Source organism: Enterobacter cloacae complex sp. 394F7 (assembly GCF_057320385.1).
This window is the reverse complement of record NZ_JBXWCS010000009.1, coordinates 16161-37078: the sequence shown is the minus strand read 5'-3', so window position 1 is coordinate 37078 and position 20918 is coordinate 16161. Positions and strand designations below refer to the sequence as shown.

The 20918-nt window shown below is 60.5% G+C and carries 16 protein-coding genes; 6 read left to right on the top strand and 10 right to left on the bottom strand.

Going from position 1 to position 20918, the window contains the following annotated elements; all coding sequences use genetic code 11:
• Positions 1-43: 43 nt before the first annotated feature.
• From entH to entC, 5 genes are read right to left on the bottom strand one after another with little or no spacing between them, the layout of a single operon-like run.
• Positions 44-457 (bottom strand): proofreading thioesterase EntH, encoded by a 414-nt coding sequence (entH, locus tag AC2FAK_RS14290; RefSeq protein WP_047351875.1) that lies wholly within the window; start codon positions 455-457, stop codon positions 44-46.
• Complete coding sequence (entA, locus tag AC2FAK_RS14285; RefSeq protein WP_013097631.1) at positions 457-1209, bottom strand: 2,3-dihydro-2,3-dihydroxybenzoate dehydrogenase EntA; 753 nt, start codon at positions 1207-1209, stop codon at positions 457-459. The genes entH and entA overlap by 1 nt, the downstream gene beginning before the upstream one ends.
• The gene (locus tag AC2FAK_RS14280) at positions 1209-2063 is read right to left on the bottom strand and encodes an isochorismatase (RefSeq protein WP_013097632.1); all 855 of its coding nucleotides are present in this window, start codon (positions 2061-2063) and stop codon (positions 1209-1211) included. The genes entA and AC2FAK_RS14280 overlap by 1 nt, the downstream gene beginning before the upstream one ends.
• Positions 2064-2073: 10 nt before the next feature.
• Positions 2074-3684 (bottom strand): (2,3-dihydroxybenzoyl)adenylate synthase EntE, encoded by a 1611-nt coding sequence (gene entE / locus AC2FAK_RS14275; protein WP_045293345.1) that lies wholly within the window; start codon positions 3682-3684, stop codon positions 2074-2076.
• Positions 3685-3693: 9 nt separating this feature from the next.
• On the bottom strand, positions 3694-4869 hold the full coding sequence (gene entC, locus AC2FAK_RS14270) for an isochorismate synthase EntC (protein WP_045293343.1): 1176 nt from the start codon (positions 4867-4869) through the stop codon (positions 3694-3696).
• Positions 4870-5057: 188 nt separating this feature from the next.
• Between entC and fepB the strand changes: the two genes are divergently transcribed.
• Positions 5058-6017, top strand: a complete 960-nt coding sequence (fepB, locus tag AC2FAK_RS14265; RefSeq protein WP_095454644.1) for a Fe2+-enterobactin ABC transporter substrate-binding protein — start codon at positions 5058-5060, stop codon at positions 6015-6017.
• Positions 6018-6063: 46 nt separating this feature from the next.
• Here fepB and entS read toward each other — a convergent pair whose 3' ends face one another.
• Entirely contained in the window at positions 6064-7311 is a 1248-nt protein-coding gene (gene entS, locus AC2FAK_RS14260; protein ID WP_095454645.1) for an enterobactin transporter EntS, read from the bottom strand.
• A gap of 108 nt (positions 7312-7419) precedes the next feature.
• Between entS and fepD the strand changes: the two genes are divergently transcribed.
• The 3 genes from fepD to fepC are packed head-to-tail and all read left to right on the top strand — an operon-like array spanning position 7420 to position 10213.
• Positions 7420-8427, top strand: a complete 1008-nt coding sequence (gene fepD / locus AC2FAK_RS14255) for a Fe(3+)-siderophore ABC transporter permease (RefSeq protein ID WP_095454646.1) — start codon at positions 7420-7422, stop codon at positions 8425-8427.
• The gene (fepG, locus tag AC2FAK_RS14250) at positions 8424-9416 is read left to right on the top strand and encodes an iron-enterobactin ABC transporter permease (protein ID WP_095454647.1); all 993 of its coding nucleotides are present in this window, start codon (positions 8424-8426) and stop codon (positions 9414-9416) included. Before fepD ends, fepG begins: the two co-directional genes overlap by 4 nt.
• A complete protein-coding gene (gene fepC / locus AC2FAK_RS14245) occupies positions 9413-10213 on the top strand; it encodes an iron-enterobactin ABC transporter ATP-binding protein (RefSeq protein WP_095454648.1) in 801 nt (266 codons plus the stop codon). The genes fepG and fepC overlap by 4 nt, the downstream gene beginning before the upstream one ends.
• A gap of 83 nt (positions 10214-10296) precedes the next feature.
• Here fepC and entF read toward each other — a convergent pair whose 3' ends face one another.
• The 3 genes from entF to fes are packed head-to-tail and all read right to left on the bottom strand — an operon-like array spanning position 10297 to position 15654.
• The gene (gene entF, locus AC2FAK_RS14240; protein WP_095454649.1) at positions 10297-14157 is read right to left on the bottom strand and encodes an enterobactin non-ribosomal peptide synthetase EntF; all 3861 of its coding nucleotides are present in this window, start codon (positions 14155-14157) and stop codon (positions 10297-10299) included.
• Positions 14154-14366 (bottom strand): MbtH family protein, encoded by a 213-nt coding sequence (locus AC2FAK_RS14235; RefSeq protein WP_013097641.1) that lies wholly within the window; start codon positions 14364-14366, stop codon positions 14154-14156. Before AC2FAK_RS14235 ends, entF begins: the two co-directional genes overlap by 4 nt.
• A 10-nt stretch (positions 14367-14376) precedes the next feature.
• Positions 14377-15654: an enterochelin esterase gene (fes, locus tag AC2FAK_RS14230; protein WP_276307902.1), complete on the bottom strand. Its 1278-nt coding sequence runs from the start codon at positions 15652-15654 to the stop codon at positions 14377-14379.
• Positions 15655-15721: 67 nt separating this feature from the next.
• On the opposite strand from fes, the gene AC2FAK_RS14225 reads away from it, so the two are divergent.
• Both AC2FAK_RS14225 and entD read left to right on the top strand, forming a co-directional pair.
• A complete protein-coding gene (locus AC2FAK_RS14225) occupies positions 15722-17962 on the top strand; it encodes a TonB-dependent siderophore receptor (protein ID WP_013097643.1) in 2241 nt (746 codons plus the stop codon).
• Between the two features lie 86 nt (positions 17963-18048).
• Positions 18049-18696, top strand: coding sequence for an enterobactin synthase subunit EntD (gene entD / locus AC2FAK_RS14220; RefSeq protein WP_095454651.1), 648 nt, complete (start codon positions 18049-18051; stop codon positions 18694-18696).
• A gap of 92 nt (positions 18697-18788) precedes the next feature.
• On the opposite strand, the gene betT is transcribed toward entD, so the two are convergent.
• Entirely contained in the window at positions 18789-20822 is a 2034-nt protein-coding gene (gene betT / locus AC2FAK_RS14215) for a choline BCCT transporter BetT (RefSeq protein ID WP_013097646.1), read from the bottom strand.
• Positions 20823-20918 lie beyond the last annotated feature (96 nt).

Here is a 20918-nt window from a genome sequence, read left to right as displayed (position 1 = left end):
CCTGTGGGAGAGGGTTAGGGTGAGGGCAACAGGCCGCACAACATTACCCCAGCACCATCGTACTCAACCGGCAGGTACAGCACCGCCGTCCCTGCTCGTCGAACACCACAATCTCCCAGCTCTGGCTGGATCGACCCAGATGCAGCGGCTGACACACGCCGCGCACGGTCCCCTGCGCTACCGCACGATGATGGGTAGCATTCAGCTCCGTTCCCACCACGTTCTGCCCGTCGCGGGTCATCAGAAAACCGGCCATCGAGCCCAGCGTTTCCGCCAGCGCCGCCGACGCGCCACCGTGCAGCAGGCCAAACGGCTGATGGGTGCGCGCATCCACCGGCATTTCCGCTTCCAGCATATCGTCGCCAAGGCGGGTATAAACGATGCCCAGATGCGCCACCAGCGTGTTCTGGCTGGTGGCATTGAGCGCATCTAACGATAAATGGCGTTTCCAGATCATTACGCCCCCAGCGTGGAGCCGCCGTCCACCACGATATCCTGCAGGGTGATATGGCTGGCAGCATCGGAGGCCAGGAACAGGATCGTGCTGGCAATCTCCTGAGGACGGGCAATTTTCCCGAGCGGGATCCCCAGCTTAAACTGCTCGCCAAAACCGCGAATGCGCTGCTGCTCCGCATCGTCGCAGGTCCACAGGGTGCGCTGCATATCGGTATCCGTTGACCCCGGCGACACCAGATTACAGCGCACGCCGCTGCCCGCCAGCTCCAGCCCGACGGTGAGGGCCAGGCTTTTCAGCGCCGCTTTCGAGGCGCCATAGGCACTCATCCCGATGCGCGGCGTGTGGGCCGCGTCGGACGCCACGGTGACAATCGCCCCACTCTGCTGACGACGGAACTGGCCCATCGTCTGTTGAAAGAGGTTAAACGCCCCGCCAACGTTGACCGCAAACGTCTGCTGCCAGTCCTCCTGCGAAAGCTGGTCCGTGGCGCCCATGCGCAGAATGCCGGCGGCGTTGACCAGTATATCCAGACGTTCCTCTACGGCGAGCAAGCGCCCGCAGACATCGCTCACCTGCGCCGCGTCAGATACGTCCAGCGTTTGGGTAGCAAATGGATAATTCTCCTGCGGGAAAGCCAGATCGAATCCGGTCACCTTCGCGCCCGCGTCGGCAAAGGCCAGCGCCGTCGCATAACCAATCCCTTTACCCGCCCCTGTCACCCAGACGGTTTTGCCGGTGAAATCAAAAACCATTACTGCACCTCGCGGGAGAGTAGCGCCCACCAGGCGTCGAGGGTCGGATTTTTTGCCAGCATCACGAAATCGATATCGCCGTGGACTTTACGCCAGCGTGCGGCGAGCGCCATCATGCGCACCGAATCCAGGCCGTAGTCGATCAGGTTTTCATCATCCATCGGTTCGTCGGTTTCATCGAGTAATGGCAGGATGAGCTCACGCAGCGCCGCTTTTGAGGCCGGAACCGACGGCAACAGATCATCGGTCATCACCACGCGGCCGGAACGCCCCGCCACATAGTTGAGCGACATCAGATGCTCTTCGCGGGTGAAATCTGCCAGCGCGTCGGCAATAAAGAAGGGTTTGATGTCGCGCATAAACGCATCGGTGGCGGTGGTCATGCAGCCGATGTGGGCATACACGCCGGTGATCAGCAGCTGATTGCGGCCTGTCTCTTTCAGCATCAGCTCCAGCGGCGAGCGATGAAACGCGCTGTAGCGCCACTTCACCAGCACGGTGTCCGCTTCGTCCGGGGTCAGTTCAGCGACGATGCGCTGCTGCTCCGGGGAGCGGGTCAGGCCCGGGCCCCACATGTCATTCAGCAGGGCGCGGTCTTCGTCGCTCTGCTCTTTCGGCTGGGCGGTGTAGTAAACCGGAATGTTGTGTGCTTTACAGTACGTGCGCAGCCTGGCGATGTTCGCCACCACCTGCTGCATCATCGCGCTGTTTTCGCCCCAGAAGTTCAGGAAATACTCCTGCATATCGTGGATCAGCAGCGCGGCACGTTCAGGCTCAAACGCCCAGTTCACTTTACTTGTCGGCAACTCTGCGGCAGTTGGCAGCGCATAAGCGGTTAATTTTGGAATAGCCATACTCTGTTCCTCAGGCCCGGGCGCGTTCAGCGATCCACAGGCGCAACTGTTTCTTATCGACTTTGCCGACCGGCGTTAACGGCAGCGCATCCACGCTCTCCACGCGATCCGGCAGTTTGAATTCGGCAACGCCCTGCTCGCGCAGGAAGCGACGCACCTCAACCGCGCGCAGCGGCTGTTTCACCACCAGAAACGCGCAGCTTTTCTCGCCCAACAGGCTGTCCTCCATGCTCACCAGCGCGGCGTGGATCACCGCCTCATGGCGCAGCAGCAGGTTTTCGATCTCTTCAGCGGCGATCTTCTCCCCGCCGCGGTTGATCTGATCTTTCTCGCGCCCCTGCACGGTGATGTACCCCTGCTCGTCGATGGCAATCAGATCGCCGGAGCAGTAAAAACCGTTGGCATCAAAGGCGCTGGCGTTGTGTTCCGGGCTGTTGAAATAGCCGCGGAAGGTGTACGGCCCACGGGTCATCAGACGTCCTGTTTCGCCACGCGGCAGCGGGTTGCCTTGCTCGTCCGCCACCCACACTTCGTCATCCGGGCACATCGGACGGCCCTGGGTGTGGATGATGCGCTCCGGGGTATCGTCGAGAGCGGTGTAATTCACCAGCCCTTCCGCCATGCCGAACACCTGCTGTAGCTGGCAGCCAATTTCCGCCGGAATACGCGCGGCAAGCGTGGCGGAGAGGCGTGCGCCCCCCACCTGCAGCAGCTTCAGCGATTTAAGCTGCGCATTGCCCGCGCCGTCGGCAATCGCCTGCAGCCACAGGCTGACCGCCGGGGGTACCAGCGAGGTGACGTTAATTTGATGGCGTTCAATCAGCGGGAAGCAGATCGTGGCGCTCGGATCGTGCGCCAGCACCACGCAGCCACCAGCCATGAATACCCCTAACGAACCCGGGGAACTCATGGCGTAGTTATGGGCCGCCGGTAGCGCATTCAGATAGCGGGTATCCGCGGTAATGCCGCAAATTTCGTTGCTGCGACGGATGCTGTAGTCGTAATCGTTATGCGTACGCGGGATCAGTTTTGGCGTGCCGGTACTGCCGCCTGAAAGCTGGAAGAACGCCACTTCGTCGGCAGGCGTGGGGTTGGGGATGAAATGGGTCGCCGGGTGGGCGATGGCCGCCTCCAGGGCATGTGCGCCGTTATCGCCACGCAGCAGGACAACACGCACAGAGCGATGTTCATCCACAAAACGGTTCAGGAAATCATCGCCTGCAAACAGGGCGTGCTCGCGGTCGGCAATCAGCAGCGCGGGTTTGATCTGTGCGGCGTAGGCGTTCAGCTCGTTACGTTGGTGGCTGAAAAGCGCGTTCACCGGAGCCACACCCACCTGCAGAAGCGCGAAAAAGGTGATGTAAAACTCAGCCACGTTGCCGAGCTGAACCAGCGCGGTCTCGCCACGACGCACGCCCTGCCCCTGCAGGACGGAGGCCAGGTTATTCACCGCCTGGTTGAACGCGCGCCAGGTCAGGTGACGTTCACCGTCAATAATGGCGACGGTATCTTTCTCCGCGTGGTCGGTCAGAATGTGGGTCAGCGGCAGATCCTGCCAGTAGCCTTTTTCACGGTAGCGCCGGGCAAACTCCTCAGGCCAACGGGTAAAGGGGATGGTCATGATGATTCCTCAGTGCAAACCAAAAACGTTGAGCATGGTGGAGAGCTTCACCCCGGTTTCGCGCCACTCGCCCACCGGGGAGGAGGCTGGCACAATGCCCGCACCGGCAAACAGGCGAACGCGATTTTTAAGCAAACGCGCGCAGCGGATGGTCACCACCCACTCGCCGTTGCCTTCGCTGTCACACCAGCCAACGATGCCGCCAAACAGTTCGCGGTCGAACGGCTCCAGCCCGGCAATCAGCTCTTTTGCCGCCTGATGCGGGAAACCGCTCAGCGCAGGCGTCGGGTGCAGCAGACAGGCCAAGGTCAGGGCGTTCTCATTTTCACGGGCCTCCCCTTCCACTGGCGTCGCCAGATGCCAGAGCGTTGGGGTGGTGATCAGCTGCGGGGAAGCTGGCATGCTGAGATGATGGCTGCGCGGTGCCAGAATGGCTTTCATCGCCTGGGTCACCAGATCGTGCTCGTGGCGATCCTTCTCGGAGGCCAGCAGCTTATTACCCGCCTCGCGATCCAGCACGTCATCCGGCTGACGACGCGCAGAGCCCGCCAGCGGCAGAGAGCTAAAGTGTGTCCCCTCTTTACGCAGCAGCAGTTCCGGGCTCGCGCCCAGCAGCACGCCGCCATCTTCCAGCGGCACATGGAAGTTGAAGCTGGCCGGATTCTGGGCGATCAGTCGCTCCATCAGCGCGCCGCTATCAATCGTTTTATCCGTCGCAATATCAATCAGCCTCGACAGCACCACTTTGTTCACCTGTGGCGTGGCGGTGAGCGCTGCCGCACGGGCAACCATCTCTTCAAACACGGGCTGCGGCGGGATCTCAGTGCGGGTTTCCACGTTCAACGTCTGAGAAGCAGAAAAATAGCGCGCGGACTGCTGACGCGCCGGGCGCGAAAAGGTCTGCCAGTGCTGCGGAATAAACAGGGATGAGGGCTTGCGGGTATCGAACGGGATGGCACCCACCATCACGGGATGGGCAATGCCGCTGGCCTTCGCGTTGCGGAAAGCCTGAGCCAGTTTCTGCTGGAAGGCCCCCGACGGGTTATCACCGCCCTCGGCGGGTTCAGAGAAACGGGAAAAACAGCCTGACGTGGTAAAACTGCGGTAAGGCGACATAAAGAAAAAGCTGTCTGATGGCAGCGTGGTCGCGGTGTGCTGAACTTCCTCAGCCAGGGACGTATCCATATCATCCTCCATAAAATGATAAAAGAAGCAATAATGATTATCATTTATATTTTCGTTGGCTAACCTAATCCCACATCGCGCCGGTGTCAACCGCAGAGCGAACATCTTGTGCGAGTATCGCTTGCATCCCCTCGCCGCAATCATGAAAATGAGAAGCATTAACTTCAAAGAGAACAGGATGCCGCGTTGTGAAATTCCCCGCCGTTTGCCGTAATGCCCTTCTTTTAACGGGATGTTTTGTTTTAGGACTAACCTCAGCCATCGCCGCCGACTGGCCGCGTCAGGTAACCGACAGCCGCGGCGTGCATACCCTGGAGAGCAAACCCACGCGCATTGTCTCCACCAGCGTGACCCTGACCGGCTCATTGCTGGCGATTGACGCTCCGGTAGTGGCCAGCGGGGCGACCACGCCCAATAACCGCGTGGCGGATGCGCAGGGCTTTTTACGTCAGTGGGGTGATATGGCGAAACAGCGCAACGTGGCGCGCCTGTACATTGGTGAGCCGAGTGCGGAAGCGGTGGCGACGCAGATGCCGGATCTGATTCTGATTAGCGCGACCGGCGGAGATTCGGCCCTGGCGTTGTACGATCAGCTCTCCGCCATCGCGCCGACGCTCATCATCAACTACGACGACAAAAGCTGGCAGGAACTGCTGAAGCAGCTAGGCACGATAACCGGACAGGAAAAACAGGCCGCCGAACGCATTGCAGCATTCGATAAACAACTCGCGCAGGTGAAACAGCAGATGACGCTGCCGCCGCAACCGGTGAACGCCATTGTGTACACTGCTGCCGCGCACAGCGCTAACCTGTGGACCGCGGAGTCTGCCCAGGGCCAGCTGTTGCACCAGTTAGGCTTTACCCTGGCCGAACTGCCTGCCGGGCTGCACACCTCAAAAAGTCAGGGCAAACGTCACGACATCATCCAGTTAGGCGGTGAAAATCTGGCTACCGGGCTGAACGGTGAAGGCCTGTTCCTGTTTGCCGGCGATCAAAAAGACGTTGAGGCGATTTACGCCAACCCGCTGCTGGCTCACCTGCCTGCGGTGAAGAATAAACGCGTGTGGGCACTGGGAACGGAGACGTTCCGCCTGGATTATTACAGCGCGATGCTGGTGTTAGAGAGATTAAATACATTGTTTAAGTAGGCATTTTCCCTCCCTCTCCCCGTGGGAGAGGGGCGGGGTGGGGGCATCAGGCCGCACCGTCGTTCAATACAACCTCCTGCCTGAAGCGGCGCAACTCTGCTAATACCATTAACAGGATCCCACCTACAACGGCTAACACAAACCCGCTGGTGCTCGCCGAAGCCACCGGCGTCATGACGGCCCCCAGCCCACCGAGGATCGCCGCGCCAATGGCATCGCCCGTCACGTTTTGCGCGGTCCACAGGCCGTTGATGCGCCCGAGCATCCCCTCCGGCGTCTGGGTCTGGATCAGGGTGTACTGCAACAGAGAACTGATGGCGCTCAGCCAGCCGAAGAGAACCAGACACAGCACACCCAACGCCCAGACCGGCATCAGGCTGAAGAACCCCATCGCGATAAACGATGCCAGTGTCGTCAACAGCATAATCAACCCTGGACGCGCGCTCTGCGCCAGCCTGCCGCTGGTTAGCGCACCACACGCCGCGCCGAGCGGAATGGCGGCGTACAACACGCCAATCTCTGAGGCGCTCATCTGCCACACCCCCGCCAGCGCCGGATACAGCACGCGTACGGCGCTCGCCATCGTCAGCAGACCACCGAGCAGCGCAATACCACCAATCAGCGGGTTGCTGAACAGAAACCGGATCGCCGCCATCATCGATTTCAGCGGATGCTCCCGCGGCTGCGGCGGCGGTGGCAGAAGCGGCAGACGCAGCAGGGTTAAGGTGGTAATAAACGTCCCCGCAGCCGCGAGGCCGTAGTTCCACGCCACGTTACCGGTGGCCAGCAGCAGGCCGCCCACCATCGGCGATATCACCGAGCCAAGACGGACGGTGAGCATGGTAATTGCCCCCGCCTGCATCAGATTCTCACGCCCTACCAGCGCGGGTGTGGCGGCCAGCAGCGCCGTCACGCCTAACGAAGCAAAGAAACCATCCCACAGCCCGAGGGCGTAAATGGCGAGTAAGGAGGGTTCTGGCAGCATTGCGTTCAGGCACAATCCGACAAACCCCACCCCGCAGGTGCCGCGCGCCAGCAGGATCAGCTTCTTGCGTTCGTACCTGTCGGCCAGCACGCCGCCGATCATCAGACCGATAAACATCGCCCCTCCGGTTAAGGTGACCGACAGCCCGACCAGCCAGCTTGAGTGCGTCAACGTCTGGATCTGTACCGGGACGGCAACGCCGAGCAGGCCGAGGGACAAAATGGAGATAAAACGCGCGATAAACACGGCGCGATACGCCGGGTGCGTCTTCAGCAGGCTGAGGTTAATCAGCCAGGATTTTTGATTCATGACAAGACCTTGAGTCTATTTCTACCCATTCCATGGGCGCACATGCTAACATAGCCAAATAAGATAGATAACGATAATCACTATCATTATCAAATCATGGATGTTGCTATGTCGTTTTCCTCTTCTTCTGCGGTGCGCGCCGTTGCCGTGCCCGTGTTATTGCTGCTGTTAATCCTTGCGATGGCGCTCAGTCTGCTGGTTGGTGCGAAACCGCTGCCCGCCTCCGTGATTGTTGATGCGCTCTTTGGTACCTGTCAGAGCGCCGACTGCACCATCGTGCTGGATGCCCGCCTGCCCCGTACCCTGGCCGGATTACTTGCCGGTGGCGCACTGGGCCTTGCGGGAGCCCTTATGCAAACCCTCACCCGCAACCCGCTGGCTGACCCCGGCATTCTTGGCGTGAATAGCGGTGCCAGCTTTGCCATTGTGCTTGGCGCGGCGCTGTTCGGGTTTACCTCTCCTTCAGAACAACTGGTAATGGCCTTTTGCGGCGCGCTGGCGGCCTCGCTGATTGTCGCCTTTACCGGCAGCCAGGGGGGCGGGCAGCTTAGCCCGGTACGTCTGACGCTGGCGGGCGTGGCGCTTGCCGCCGTGCTGGAAGGGTTATCTAACGGCATCGCCCTGCTTAACCCGGATGTTTACGACCAGCTCCGCTTCTGGCAGGCCGGTTCGCTGGATATCCGCACGCTGGAGACGCTTAAGGTGGTGGTCATCCCGGTGATGATTGCCGCCGCCGTAGCACTCGGTTTAAGCCGGGCGCTGAACAGCCTGAGCCTTGGCAGCGACACCGCCACCGCGCTCGGCAACCGCGTGGCGCGAATCCAGTTGACGGGATTAGTGGTCATCACCGTGCTGTGCGGCAGTGCGACGGCAGTGGTCGGCCCGATTGCCTTTATCGGGCTGATGATGCCGCATCTGTCGCGCTGGCTGGTGGGGGCCGATCACCGCTGGTCCCTGCCGGTGACGCTGCTGGCCACCCCGGCCCTGCTCTTGTTCGCTGATGTTGTCGGGCGTCTTCTGGTTCCCGGCGAACTGCGCGTTTCGGTGGTAAGCGCCTTTATCGGCGCGCCGGTCCTGATCTTCCTGGTACGACGTAAACGCGGAGGTGACGCATGATGGCCCCCTCTCGTCGTTTGATCGTCAGCGTTTCGCTGCTGGTTATCGCCATTCTGATGCTGGCGATCGCAAGCCTGTGCAGCGGCGCAGTGACGCTCGATCTGGCCCAGGTGTTTAACGCGCTCACCGGCAGCGCCCCGCGCGCTGTCACGATGGTGGTGACGGAGTGGCGACTGCCGCGCGTGGCAATGGCGATACTGGTGGGTGCCGCGCTTGGCGTCAGCGGCGCGATTTTCCAGTCGCTGATGCGCAATCCGCTCGGCAGCCCGGATGTAATGGGTCTCAACACCGGTGCCTGGAGCGGCGTGCTGGTCGCGATGGTGCTGTTTGGTCAGCATCTGACGGCCATCACCGTGACGGCGATGACCGGCGGGATACTGACCGCGCTGGTGATCTGGCTGCTCGCCTGGCGCAACGGTATCGACACTTTCCGCCTGATCATTATCGGTATCGGCGTGCGTGCCATGCTGATGGCGTTCAATACCTGGCTGCTCTTGCAGGCTTCGCTGGAAACGGCGCTGTCGGCCGGGCTGTGGTATGCCGGTTCCCTCAACGGCCTGACCTGGGGCAAAGTCTGGCCAGCCGCGCCATTGATTCTGCTGATGTTTATCGCCGCGCTGCTGCTGGTGCGGCGCATGCGGCTGCTGGAAATGGGTGACGACAGCGCCTGTGCGCTGGGGGTCGGCGTTGAGCGTTCGCGTCTGATGCTGATGCTGGTCGCCGTGTTGCTCACCGCGGCCTCCACCGCGATTGCCGGACCCATCTCCTTTATCGCCCTTGTCGCCCCGCACATTGCGCGTCGTCTTAGCGGTACGGCCCGCTGGGGCTTAACCCAGGCGGCGCTGTGCGGCTCAATGTTACTGTTGGCCGCCGATCTCTGCGCCCAGCGGCTGTTTATGCTTTATCAACTTCCGGTGGGCGTTGTCACCGTCAGCCTTGGCGGGATTTACCTCATCGTCTTGCTCGTTCAGGAGTCACGCAAGAAATGACCGATTCAACCACCCGCTTGCGCGGCGAAAGCCTTACTCTTGGTTACGGCAAAAAAATCGTTGCCCATGACTTAACCGTCAACATTCCTGACGGCCATTTCACGGCGATTATCGGCCCGAACGGCTGCGGCAAGTCGACCCTGTTGCGCACCCTCAGCCGCCTGATGACACCGGTTGAAGGCCACGTATTCCTCGACGGCGAGCAGATCCAGCGCTTTGCCAGTAAAGAGGTGGCCAGGCGCATCGGGCTGCTGGCGCAAAACGCCACCACGCCGGGAGACATCACGGTGCAGGAGCTGGTCTCACGCGGACGCTATCCGCACCAGCCGCTGTTTACCCGCTGGCGCAAGGAAGATGAAGACGCGGTGAACCGCGCGATGCAGGCAACGGGCATTACCGACCTTGCCCGGCAGAGCGTGGACACGCTTTCCGGCGGCCAGCGTCAACGGGCGTGGATCGCGATGGTGCTGGCGCAGGAGACCTCCATTATGCTGTTGGATGAGCCGACAACGTGGCTCGATATCAGCCATCAGATTGATCTGCTTGAGTTGCTAAGCGATCTCAACCGCACGCAGGGTTACACCCTGGCGGCGGTGCTGCATGATTTGAATCAGGCCTGCCGCTATGCCACGCATTTAATTGCACTGCGCGACGGCGAAATTGTGGCGCAGGGTGCGCCGAAGGAGATTGTGACGCCGGCGCTCATCGAGCGGATCTACGGCATGCGCTGCATGATTATTGACGACCCGGTGGCGGGCACGCCGCTGGTGGTGCCGCTGGGAAAGCGTGCGCGCTGATGCCCTCACCCCGGCCCTCTCCCACAGGGAGAGGGAGCAAACCACCCCCTCTCCCCGTGGGAGAGGGTTAGGGTGAGGGGAAATCACTCCCCCAACATCTTCTGCAACACCGGCCCAATCTTCTCAAACGCCTGCGGCGAAATGATGTCCACATGGGCGCAATCCTGGCTGTATACCTCCAGTTCATTTACCCACGGCGACCATGCCACCTGCGGATCTATCGTTCGCGTGCGCTCGGCAACAAACAGCGTTGCTTTCCCGTCAAACCGCGAGCTGTGCGCCGTGGTGAGCAGCCGCACCGCGTCGGCGTAGTTACCTTCAATGGCGTTGAATAGCGCGCTGGAGCTCTGCCCCTGCTGGGCAGCGATAAACGCCTGTCGCTCGCGCTCAATTTCGGCCAGCACCGCCGGGTCGAGTCCGTTGGCCTCTTTTTCCGCCCAGTTCTGGGTTTCCGGTGGCCAGGTATCCAGCAGACCCAGGAAGGCGACGGTTTCGCCCTGTTCACGCAGACGCGCAGCAATCCCCTGCGCCAGCGTACCGCCAAGCGAGTAGCCGAACAGGTAATACGGCCCGTGGGGCTGCCGGCCACGTAACGTAGTCAGATGATGTTCAATCACCCCATCCAGATCCGCACACTGCTGCATCGGCCCCTCCGGGCGCGGCGACTGAATGCCGGTAACAGACCAGCGCGGGCTAAGGTAGCGCGCCAGCACGCTGAACTGCCAGGCAAAACCGGAAGCCGGATGGAAGCAGAACAGCGTCGGGCCGTCGCTTACGCGCAGCGGCAGCAAGGTTTCATAACCCAGACGCTGCGCCTGCTCGTCGCTTATCGGCGAATCCAGCAGAGCACTCAGCCTGCTGACCGTAGAGGCGACCATTATCTGCCCTGGCGTCACCTTGCGGGCGAACGTACGGCTGAGCTGTGCAGCCAGGCGCATCGCCAGCAGCGAGTGGCCGCCGAGGGCAAAGAAATCGGCTACGATGTCGTTCACCGCGCAGCCCAGCAATGACGCAAACGCCTGCGAGACGGCAATTTCGGTTGCACTTTCCGGTGCGCGTCCGCTGGTTTTGCTGGTCAGCTCCGGCAGCGGCAGCGCCTTGCGATCCAGTTTGCCGTTTGCGCTTAACGGCAGCGCGCTGATTTGCAGTAACACCACCGGCACCATATGCGGCGGCAATTGCGATCTGAGTGAGGCAAGCAGCGCGTCGCGATCCAGCGGTAAGCCGGATTCAGAAACCACATATCCCACCAGCTGACGGGCATCGCCGCCCGTGGCCGCCGCCTGGTTGAACACGCAGGCGTGCGCCACCGCCTGAGCCACGTCAGGCAGCGCCAGCATCGCCCGGTCGATTTCGCCAAGCTCGATGCGCTGGCCGCGAATTTTCAGCTGGTCGTCGCTGCGGCCTAAATACTCCACCGCGCCGTTGTCCAGCCAGCGGGCGACGTCACCGGTACGGTACATCCGCTCGCCCGGCGCGAACGGATCGGCAATAAAGCGGCTGGCGGTGAGATCCGGACGCCCCAGATACCCCTGCGCCAGCTGAATGCCGGTGAGATAGAGATCGCCCGCCACGCCAAACGGCACCGGGCGCATCATCGCATCCAGGATCCGCAACCCGGTGTTCCATACCGGGAAACCGATCGGCACGCTGTTACCTGCAACTGCCGCCAGCTCTGGTCCAAATGCCGGATACCAGCTAACGTCCACCGCCGCTTCCGTCGGGCCGTAGAGGTTATGCAGCGGCACGTGGGTGAGCCGCTCCCATTCGCGACAAAGTTCCGTCGGCAGTGCTTCCCCGCTGCAGAATACCTGCCTGAGGCTCTTACAGCAGTCGGTGTTTTCCGGCGTCAGCGAGGCGACAAACGCCGCCAGCATCGACGGCACAAAGTGGGTAGTGGTGACGCCATAGTGCGCAAAGAATTGCTGCATGGCCTGAGGATCACGGTGCGCGTCCGGCTCGGCCATCACCAGCTTCGCCCCGGCGATAAACGGCCACCAGAACTCCCAGACCGACACGTCAAAGCTGCACGGTGTTTTCTGCGCCACCACGTCACACGCCGTAAGCGGGTAGTGATCCTGCATCCATTTCAGACGGTTAACGATGGCAGTATGCCCGACCATTACCCCTTTCGGACGCCCTGTCGAGCCCGACGTAAAGATGATGTACGCCGTCTGCTCCGGCTTCGCCAGCCGCAGCGGTTCAGCCTCCGCAGCCGGTAATAGTGTGTTGTAACTAAACGTCACGACGGACAGATCGCTAAAGCGCGGGCGCTGTTCGTCGGTGGTGATAAGCAGCGACGGCTTCGCGTCCTCCAGCATCATCCGCAGACGATCGTCCGGGTAGCCGGTATCCAGCGGCAACCACGCGGCCCCCGCCTCCACAATGCCATGCAGCGCTAACGTCAGGAATACCGAGCGCGGCAGCGCCACCGCCACGCTGTCGCCCGGTTTCACGCCGCGCTCACGCAACAGATGCGCCAGTGCCACCACCTGCTCGCGCATCTGGCGATAGCTGAGCTCGATGTGCGCATCCGCCAGCGCGGGCGCGTCCGGCGTTTTGCTCGCCTGTTCCGCCACCAGTTCCGCAAGCGTGGTGGACGGTAGCGCCAGCCCGGTATTGTTGATGCGTGCAAGCTGCTGGTATTCCTGCTCTGAGACCGTTTCAACCTCGCCACAGCGCAGGTCCGGGTTAGCGGCAAATTGCGTCAACATCGCATTCAGGCGCGCCACGTGACGGGCCAGCGTGGTTTCATCGTAGCGCTGTTTATTGGCGAGGATCTCAATGCTCAGCCCGCCCAGCTCGTCCGGGAACAATGCCAGCTCCAGATCGTTCACCGGGCCGGTGGCCAGCGTGTGGGTGGTGGCCTCCACGCCGTCGATGTCCAGCTGATAATCGAATACCTTGACGTTGAGCACCGGGCCGAACAGGGCTTCATCACCCGCGGCACGCCCGCTGTCGCGCACGATCTGCTCGGCGTCGTAGCGCTGGTGGCGACGCATTTTTTTCAACTGGTTTGCCAGGCGCTGCGCCAGTTCCGGCAGGCTCTCGTGCGGATGAATGTTCACCGCCAGCGGCAGCACGTTGAGCACCGGGCCGGTCGCGGTCAGCGCAGCGGAGCCCATGCGGCGCATAAAGATAAACCCGGCGGCGTAGTCCAGCCGTCCGGTGAGACGGCCCAGCCACAGCGCCACCAGCGCAAGCGCCAGATCGGTGCGCTGTACCTGTCCTGCGGCCTGCGCAAGCTGGCTGAAGGCGCGGCCATCGGCGGCGATTTTCAGGCGCAGGATGTCGGTGGTGGCGGCGCGCCCCGGCAGCGGCGCAGAGGAAAGCGAGACCGGAGAAGGAAGCTGTTTGCGCTGCTCAGCCCAGAAGGCGCCGTCGCGCTGATACGCCTCGCTGTCGCGGTAGCGCTGATACTCCTCCACCACCCCGGCGAACGGCGTAAACGGGGAGTCAGGCGTGGGCTCGCCCCTCTTCCACGCGGCATAAATCGCGGCGATCTGGCGGGTAATCGCCGGGAAGCTGAAGCCATCGACCACTAAATGGTGATAGCGCTGATACCAGTACCAGTGTTGCGGACCGATCTGAATCAGCAGGTGAAACGCCAGGGGCTGACCGCTGTCGACACGAAGGTTCTGATTAAGGTCTGCGTCCATCAGCGCCACGGCGGCGTCATGGGAACCGGCATTCACGATTTCCGGTTCAGGCAGCGTCATTGATGCATCCACCCACTGCCACACCTCACCGTTATCCTCGGTGAAGCGCATGCGCAGAGTGTCGGCCTGCATCATGCCTTCGGCAATGGCTTTTGCCAGCAGCGGTGCGTCAATATCGCCTTTCAGTTCGGTGTAGTGTGCCACGCTCCAGGCGTTCGGCAGGCTGGAAAGCTGCTCCGCCATCCAGATGCCCGGCTGGGCGGCAACAAGCGGCAGACGGTTCATGCATGCTCCCCCGCATAATTAGAGGGGCTGAGCGTCTGCCAGTGTTCGGCCAGCCACTGCTGGCATGCGTCCTGCGATTGCGCTTCGCATACCACGCGCCAGCCTGCGGGCAATTCGCACTGCTGCGGCCACAGGCTGTACTGCCCCTGATCGTTACGCAAAATAGCAAACTGCCCCTGCGGATTATCGAAAGGATTGCTGAATTCCATACAGACTCCGTTAGTGAATAAGCGGCTGCCAGAGGGTCATCAGCCCCTGCGTCAGCCCACCGCGCCAGCAAAGCGCGTCGTGTCCGCCATCAACCTGACGCCAGTAAACCTGCTGCTGTGTGTGCAGTTCGTCGTAAATGGCCTGATTCGCGCGGTAAATCAGCGGCTCGTTGCGCCCGGCCTCAAGGACGATGCGCAGGCCGCGTGCGGTTTTCTCACCCGCTTTCAGTTGCGCGATAAGCAGCCCTTCCTGCTGCCCGCCGCGATGCGGCCACCAGTAAGAGCCGGACTGGCTCAGCACGCAGCCAAAACGCTGCGGCCAGTTTAGTGCGGCATAAAGCGAGGAGAGTCCACCGAAGCTCTGGCCTGCGACCACCGTACGGTCTGCGCGGTCGCTGAATGGCGTGTGTTGTTTTACAAGAGGGAGAAGTTCTTCCTGCACTGCCAGCCAGAAATCGGGGTTACAGGGCAATTCGTTATTGCGATGCGCCATATCTATCACATCGATTAAAACGTAGACGGCAGGCGGCAGTTTGCGTCCGAGGGTTAGCGCCGTCAGCGCTGGCCAGACGGGCATGCTCTCGGCCCAGAACTGGCCGTCGAGCAGCACCGCCAGCGGGCGTTCCGGATCGTCATCGCCAGTGGTAAATATCCAGACGCGACGACGGTTGCCCAGCCGCTTGCTCTGCCAGTCAATGCAGACCGGCTGCCGGTATGGCGTATTGGGGCGATCCCAGCCGGGCTGCACCGGAGCGTCGGGCATCTCCAGCGCAGAGACATCATGCCCTCGCCCGCCTCGCCAGCTCTGGGCATTAAGCGGGTCGGACATCGCCTGCGGCAGCAGCTTGCGCCAGCCTTCGCGCAGCGCCAGGCGATCCGGCTGCTCACCGTGAAACACATCGGGCGCAAAATCGTCTGTATTCTCTGAGGGGATAAAGCAGTAGCTGCCACGCCACTGGGGGCTGAACTCGCCCTGCCATTGCCAGACGTCGGTATCCGGGATGCGTTCGAGGGATTGTGGGCGGGCATTTTTATGGTGATCGGTTACGCCGGTGATATACAGCCAGACGCGTTTCACCGCCGAGGTGTGTTGCGTTCCCGCCGGATCGCGCCACCAGAAGGTGACCCGATATTTCCCCTGTTCACGCACCCATTGCGGGCCGTTTTTCGACTGCCACCAGGCTTCACTTCCCGTTGTTAACACCGTCACCCTTCTAACCTCATGTTTAACAGTCTTTTTTGTTTCAGGACAAATTTTATTGATAATATTATTGATAACTATTTGCATTTGCAATAGCGTAATGCCCGCGCTGTGGGAAGCGCGTTCATAAGAAACCATAAAAGCGGGACATCCAATGAATAAGAAGATTCACTCTCTGGCCTTGCTGGTCAATTTAGGGATTTATGGCGTCGCGCTGCCTGCCATGGCAGACGACAACACCGCCTCCGCGCAGCATGAAGACACCATGGTGATCACCGCCGCCGAGCAGAATTTGCAGGCGCCCGGGGTTTCCACCATTACCGCCGATGAGATCCGTAAAAATCCGCCCGCGCGTGACGTGTCTGAAATCATCCGCACCATGCCGGGCGTTAACCTGACCGGTAACTCCACCAGCGGCCAGCGCGGTAACAACCGCCAGATTGATATCCGCGGTATGGGCCCGGAAAACACGCTGATCCTGATCGACGGCAAGCCGGTCACCAGCCGCAACTCGATTCGTCTGGGCTGGCGCGGCGAGCGCGACACCCGCGGTGATACCGGCTGGGTGCCGCCTGAGATGATTGAGCGTATCGAAGTGATTCGTGGCCCGGCCGCCGCGCGTTACGGCAACGGTGCGGCAGGTGGCGTGGTGAATATCATCACCAAAAAATTCGACGACCAGTGGCACGGCTCCTGGAACACCTATCTGAACGCGCCTGAACACAAGGATGAAGGTTCCACAAAACGCACCAACTTCAGCCTGAGCGGCCCGCTGGGCGGCGACTTCAGCTTCCGCATGTACGGTAACCTCGACAAAACCCAGGCCGATGCGTGGGACATCAACCAGGGCCATCAGTCCGAGCGTACCGGCGCCTATGCCAACACCCTGCCTGCAGGCCGTGAAGGGGTAGAAAACAAAGACATCAATGGCGTGGTGCGTTGGGACTTTGCGCCAATGCAGTCTCTGGAGTTTGAAGCGGGCTACAGCCGCCAGAACAACCTCTACGCCGGTGATACCCAGAACACCAACAACGACAATGCGCTGGTGAAGAAGAACTACGGTAAAGAGACCAACCGTATCTATCGTCAGAACTTCGCCGTCACGTGGAATGGCGGCTGGGATAACGGCATTACCACCAGCAACTGGGCGCAGTACGAACACACCCGCAACTCGCGTCTGGGTGAAGGGCTGGCCGGAGGAACCGAAGGGCTGTTCAACAGCGATAAATTCACCGATACCGACCTGGCCGACGTCATGCTGCATAGTGAGATCAACCTGCCGATTGATTTCATCGTCAACCAGAACCTGACGCTGGGCACCGAATGGAACCAGCAGCGCATGAAGGATTCAACCTCCTTCTCGCAAACCCTGCAGGGCGGGACCATTCCAGGGATGAGCGACGATCGCAGCCCGTATACCTCCGCAGAGATTTTCTCCCTGTTTGCGGAAAACAATATGGAGCTGACCGACAGCACCATGCTGACCCCGGCGCTGCGCTTCGACCATCACACCATCGTGGGTAACAACTGGAGCCCGTCCCTGAACCTGTCGCAAGGTCTGGGGGATGATTTCACCCTGAAGATGGGTATTGCGCGTGCCTACAAAGCACCGAGCCTGTACCAGACCAACCCGAACTACCTGTTATACAGCAAGGGCCAGGGCTGCTACGCCAGCTCTGACGGCGTGGGCTGCTACATGATGGGTAACGACGATTTGAAAGCCGAAACCAGCATCAACAAAGAGATTGGTCTGGAGTGGAAACGCGACGGCTGGCTGGCGGGCGTGACCTGGTTCCGCAACGACTATCGCAACAAGATTGAAGCGGGCTATGCGCCAATCGGCCAGACCTCCACCAGCAAAGTCACCACCGATATCTACCAGTGGGAGAACGTGCCGAAAGCGGTGGTTGAAGGCCTGGAAGGTTCCCTGAACGTGCCGGTCAGCGATACCATCAACTGGACCAACAACATCACCTACATGTTGCAGAGCAAGAACAAGGAGACCGGCGACCGTCTGTCGATCATCCCGGAGTACACGCTGAACTCTACCCTGAGCTGGCAGGTGCATCAGGATGTGTCGCTCCAGTCGACCTTCACCTGGTACGGCAAGCAGCAGCCGAAGAAGTACAATTACAAAGGTCAGCCGGTGACCGGGTCAGAGAAAGACGAGGTCAGCCCGTATAGCATCCTTGGCCTGAGCGCGACGTGGGACGTGACTAAAAACGTCAGCCTGACCGGCGGCGTGGATAACGTCTTCGACAAACGTCAGTGGCGTGCAGGTAATGCCCAGACCACCGGGAATACCTCGACGGGTGCCTATATGTACGGCGCAGGGGCTTATACCTATAATGAGCCAGGCCGCACGTGGTATATGAGCGTGAATACCCGATTCTGATACAGGCAGTGACTTCCCCCCTCTCCCTGTGGGAGAGGGCCGGGGTGAGGGCAACAGGCCGCACAATACTGACTGAAGGGAAAACCATGCACACAACCCACAGCACGTTCGTTCTCGCCAGCCTCACCGTTCACCGCATCACCTTCGCCCCCACCACCTTCACCGACGCCGATCTCCTCTGGCTCCCCCATCACGCACAGCTGGCTGACGCCGGACGCAAACGCAAAGCCGAGCATCTGGCGGGCCGCATCGCCGCCGCGCATGCCTTACCTGGCCACGCCGTTCCCGGCATCGGCCCCAGCGGCGAACCGCTCTGGCCGGAGGGGTTTTCGGGTAGCATCACCCACAGCGGCACGCAGGCGATGGCGGTTGTGGTTCACCATCCTCATGCCCTTGTAGGTATCGATACAGAGGCGATCCTTTCCGACCGTGAAGCCCATGAAATCCAGGACGGTATCATCAATGCGCAGGAAGCGGCGTGCTTAACGCGTTCAGGCTACCCTTTTGCACAGGCGCTGACGCTCGCGTTTAGCGCGAAAGAAAGTTTGTTTAAAGCGCTGTTTCCGCAGGTAAAGATTTACATGGGTTTTGACTGTGCGAGAGTCGCAGCGTTAGATGATAAAACCCTTGTGCTGGTGCTTTCGCGCCCGGCTGGAGAATATGCGGAGGGCACACGTTTCACCCTCTTCTGGCACAAAAGGGATGACAGCGTGTTGACGCTGCTACAAGCCTGATGGCGCTTCGCTTATCAGGCCTACAAAGTTGGCTCGCGGTAGGCCGGGTAAGGCGAAGCCGCCACCCGGCATCAATTTAGAATGCGATTCGCTTACACATCCGGGAACATCACGCTATTCCCCGGCGCTTCCCGGTGCAGATGGATAAAGTTCAGGTGCCGTTCATACTGGTCCAGAATATCCGTAATCACCTGCTCCTTGCTGTAGTCCATCAAATCATTCCCCTGGCTGCCTTCCAGCAGGAAGGTCTCCAGCCGGTAGTAGGTCGATTTGCCGCTGCGCGCGCGGTAGGTAAACCCGGGCACCGAATACTGCTGCGGCCAGATCTGATAGACAAAGTTCTGCTCGTCGCCCATATGCACCAGCAGATCCAGATGCCCCAGGGTCTCGCCCTCTTCCGGCGGCAGGTTTTTCAGCTCCACGTAGGCACCGCGTAATCGCAACTCCTGCGCCACCTCTTCCATTGCCGGGAAGCAGACCGTCTCCATCATCTGGCTGGTGTAGCGCGTACCCGGGTAGTTCATCAGGCGCGAGAGACGCTTCTTCCAGCTCAGTCTGTCCTGGGCACCCAGCGGGCGCGGCGCGGTATCGCGGCTGGCGCTGACGCGACGGTAGTCTTCCACCTTGAGCGATTTATACAGCCCGGCCATCACAAAGAAGATCACAAAGCTGAACGGCAGACCCATGATCACCGTGGTGTTCTGCAGGGCGGAAATCCCGTTGGTCATCAGCATGCCGAGCGTCAGCAGGCCGATGGCGACCGACCAGAAGATACGCAGCCAGTTTGGTGCATCGCTGTTGATGTCCTTCAGCTTCGAGGTGAAGTTCCCCAGCACCAGCGCACCGGAATCCGCCGAGGTGACGTAAAACAGCAGACCGGTAATGGTGGCCACGGAGGCGCTAAAGGTGAACGCCGGGTATTGCGCCAGCAGGCTGTAGAATCCGCGCTCCGGGTGCGCCATCGCCTCCTGCGCAAACGCCGCGTCGCCGTGGATGATCTCATGCAGCGCACTGTTGCCAAAGACCGACAGCCACAGCAGGGTAAAGGTGAACGGAATGATCAGCGTGCCCATCACAAACTGGCGGATGGTGCGCCCGCGCGAAATACGCGCCAGGAACAGGCCGACAAACGGCGACCACGCCACCCACCACGCCCAGAAGAACAGCGTCCAGTTGTTCATCCACTCCACCGGGCGGTCAAAGGCGAAGCTGTTCAGCGTCATGCCCATAAAGCGGTTCACGTAGTCACCCACGTTCAGCACTAAGGCATTGAGCAGGAACGAGGTGTCGCCCACAAACAGCACAAACAGAATCAGCCCCAGCGCCAGCGCGACGTTCAGCTCGGAAAGCACGCGGATCCCCTTATCCACGCCGGCAGTGACCGAGATGGTGGCGATAATCACCGACAGCGCGATCAGCGCGGCTTTCGCCGCCAGCGAATCCGGGATATCAAACAGCACGCTCAGCCCGTAGTTGAGCTGCACCACGCCAATCCCGAGCGTAGTGGCGATACCGAAGATGGTGCCGATCACCGCCGCAATATCGACGCTGTGCCCTATCGGGCCGTTAATCTTTTTACCGAAAATGGGGTACAGCGCAGAGCGAATGGTGAGGGGTAAATTATAACGATAGCTAAAGTATCCGAGCGCCATGCCCATCAGGGCGTACATCGACCAGCCGGTCAGTCCGTAGTGGAACAGCGTCCAGACCATCGCCTGGCGCGCGGCCTCCATCGTCTGCCCTGCCCCTTCCGGCGGCTGCATATATTGCGTGACCGGTTCGGCCACGGAGAAGAACATCAGGTCGATGCCGATACCGGCGGCAAACAGCATCGCCGCCCAGCTTAACAGACTAAACTCGGGTTTTGACTGCTCGGGCCCGAGCTTCACCGAACCAAAGCGCGAACAGGCAATGCAGACAACAAAGACAATATAGAGCGTCGCCGCCAGCAAATAGTACCAGCCGAAGGTCTTCGACACCCAGTTCAGGGTGCGCCCAATCCACTCGGCAGAGAAGTCGCTAAAGAAGATCGTCATCAGGGAAAACAACAAAATCAGTCCTGCGGATGTATAAAAAACAACCGGATTGATTTTGTCCTTTTCTCTGTCTTGCGAAAGATCTGTCATCCAGTATCCCCACTGTTTTTGTAACTATTAAAATCCAAATCCGCAACAATTAAGACACATTTTATATTGAACGTCCAATCAAAAACCGCTTTAATG

What these genes read in the sequence shown, in the direction of transcription:
- entH (WP_047351875.1), bottom strand. Translation starts at nt 457, where the DNA reads ATGATCTGGAAACGCCATTTATCGTTAGATGCGCTCAATGCCACCAGC.
- entA (WP_013097631.1), bottom strand. Translation starts at nt 1,209, where the DNA reads ATGGTTTTTGATTTCACCGGCAAAACCGTCTGGGTGACAGGGGCGGGT.
- AC2FAK_RS14280 (WP_013097632.1), bottom strand. Translation starts at nt 2,063, where the DNA reads ATGGCTATTCCAAAATTAACCGCTTATGCGCTGCCAACTGCCGCAGAG.
- entE (WP_045293345.1), bottom strand. Translation starts at nt 3,684, where the DNA reads ATGACCATCCCCTTTACCCGTTGGCCTGAGGAGTTTGCCCGGCGCTAC.
- entC (WP_045293343.1), bottom strand. Translation starts at nt 4,869, where the DNA reads ATGGATACGTCCCTGGCTGAGGAAGTTCAGCACACCGCGACCACGCTG.
- entS (WP_095454645.1), bottom strand. Translation starts at nt 7,311, where the DNA reads ATGAATCAAAAATCCTGGCTGATTAACCTCAGCCTGCTGAAGACGCAC.
- fepD (WP_095454646.1), top strand. Translation starts at nt 7,420, where the DNA reads ATGTCGTTTTCCTCTTCTTCTGCGGTGCGCGCCGTTGCCGTGCCCGTG.
- fepG (WP_095454647.1), top strand. Translation starts at nt 8,424, where the DNA reads ATGATGGCCCCCTCTCGTCGTTTGATCGTCAGCGTTTCGCTGCTGGTT.
- fepC (WP_095454648.1), top strand. Translation starts at nt 9,413, where the DNA reads ATGACCGATTCAACCACCCGCTTGCGCGGCGAAAGCCTTACTCTTGGT.
- entF (WP_095454649.1), bottom strand. Translation starts at nt 14,157, where the DNA reads ATGAACCGTCTGCCGCTTGTTGCCGCCCAGCCGGGCATCTGGATGGCG.
- AC2FAK_RS14235 (WP_013097641.1), bottom strand. Translation starts at nt 14,366, where the DNA reads ATGGAATTCAGCAATCCTTTCGATAATCCGCAGGGGCAGTTTGCTATT.
- fes (WP_276307902.1), bottom strand. Translation starts at nt 15,654, where the DNA reads ATGCAAATAGTTATCAATAATATTATCAATAAAATTTGTCCTGAAACA.
- AC2FAK_RS14225 (WP_013097643.1), top strand. Translation starts at nt 15,722, where the DNA reads ATGAATAAGAAGATTCACTCTCTGGCCTTGCTGGTCAATTTAGGGATT.
- entD (WP_095454651.1), top strand. Translation starts at nt 18,049, where the DNA reads ATGCACACAACCCACAGCACGTTCGTTCTCGCCAGCCTCACCGTTCAC.
- betT (WP_013097646.1), bottom strand. Translation starts at nt 20,822, where the DNA reads ATGACAGATCTTTCGCAAGACAGAGAAAAGGACAAAATCAATCCGGTT.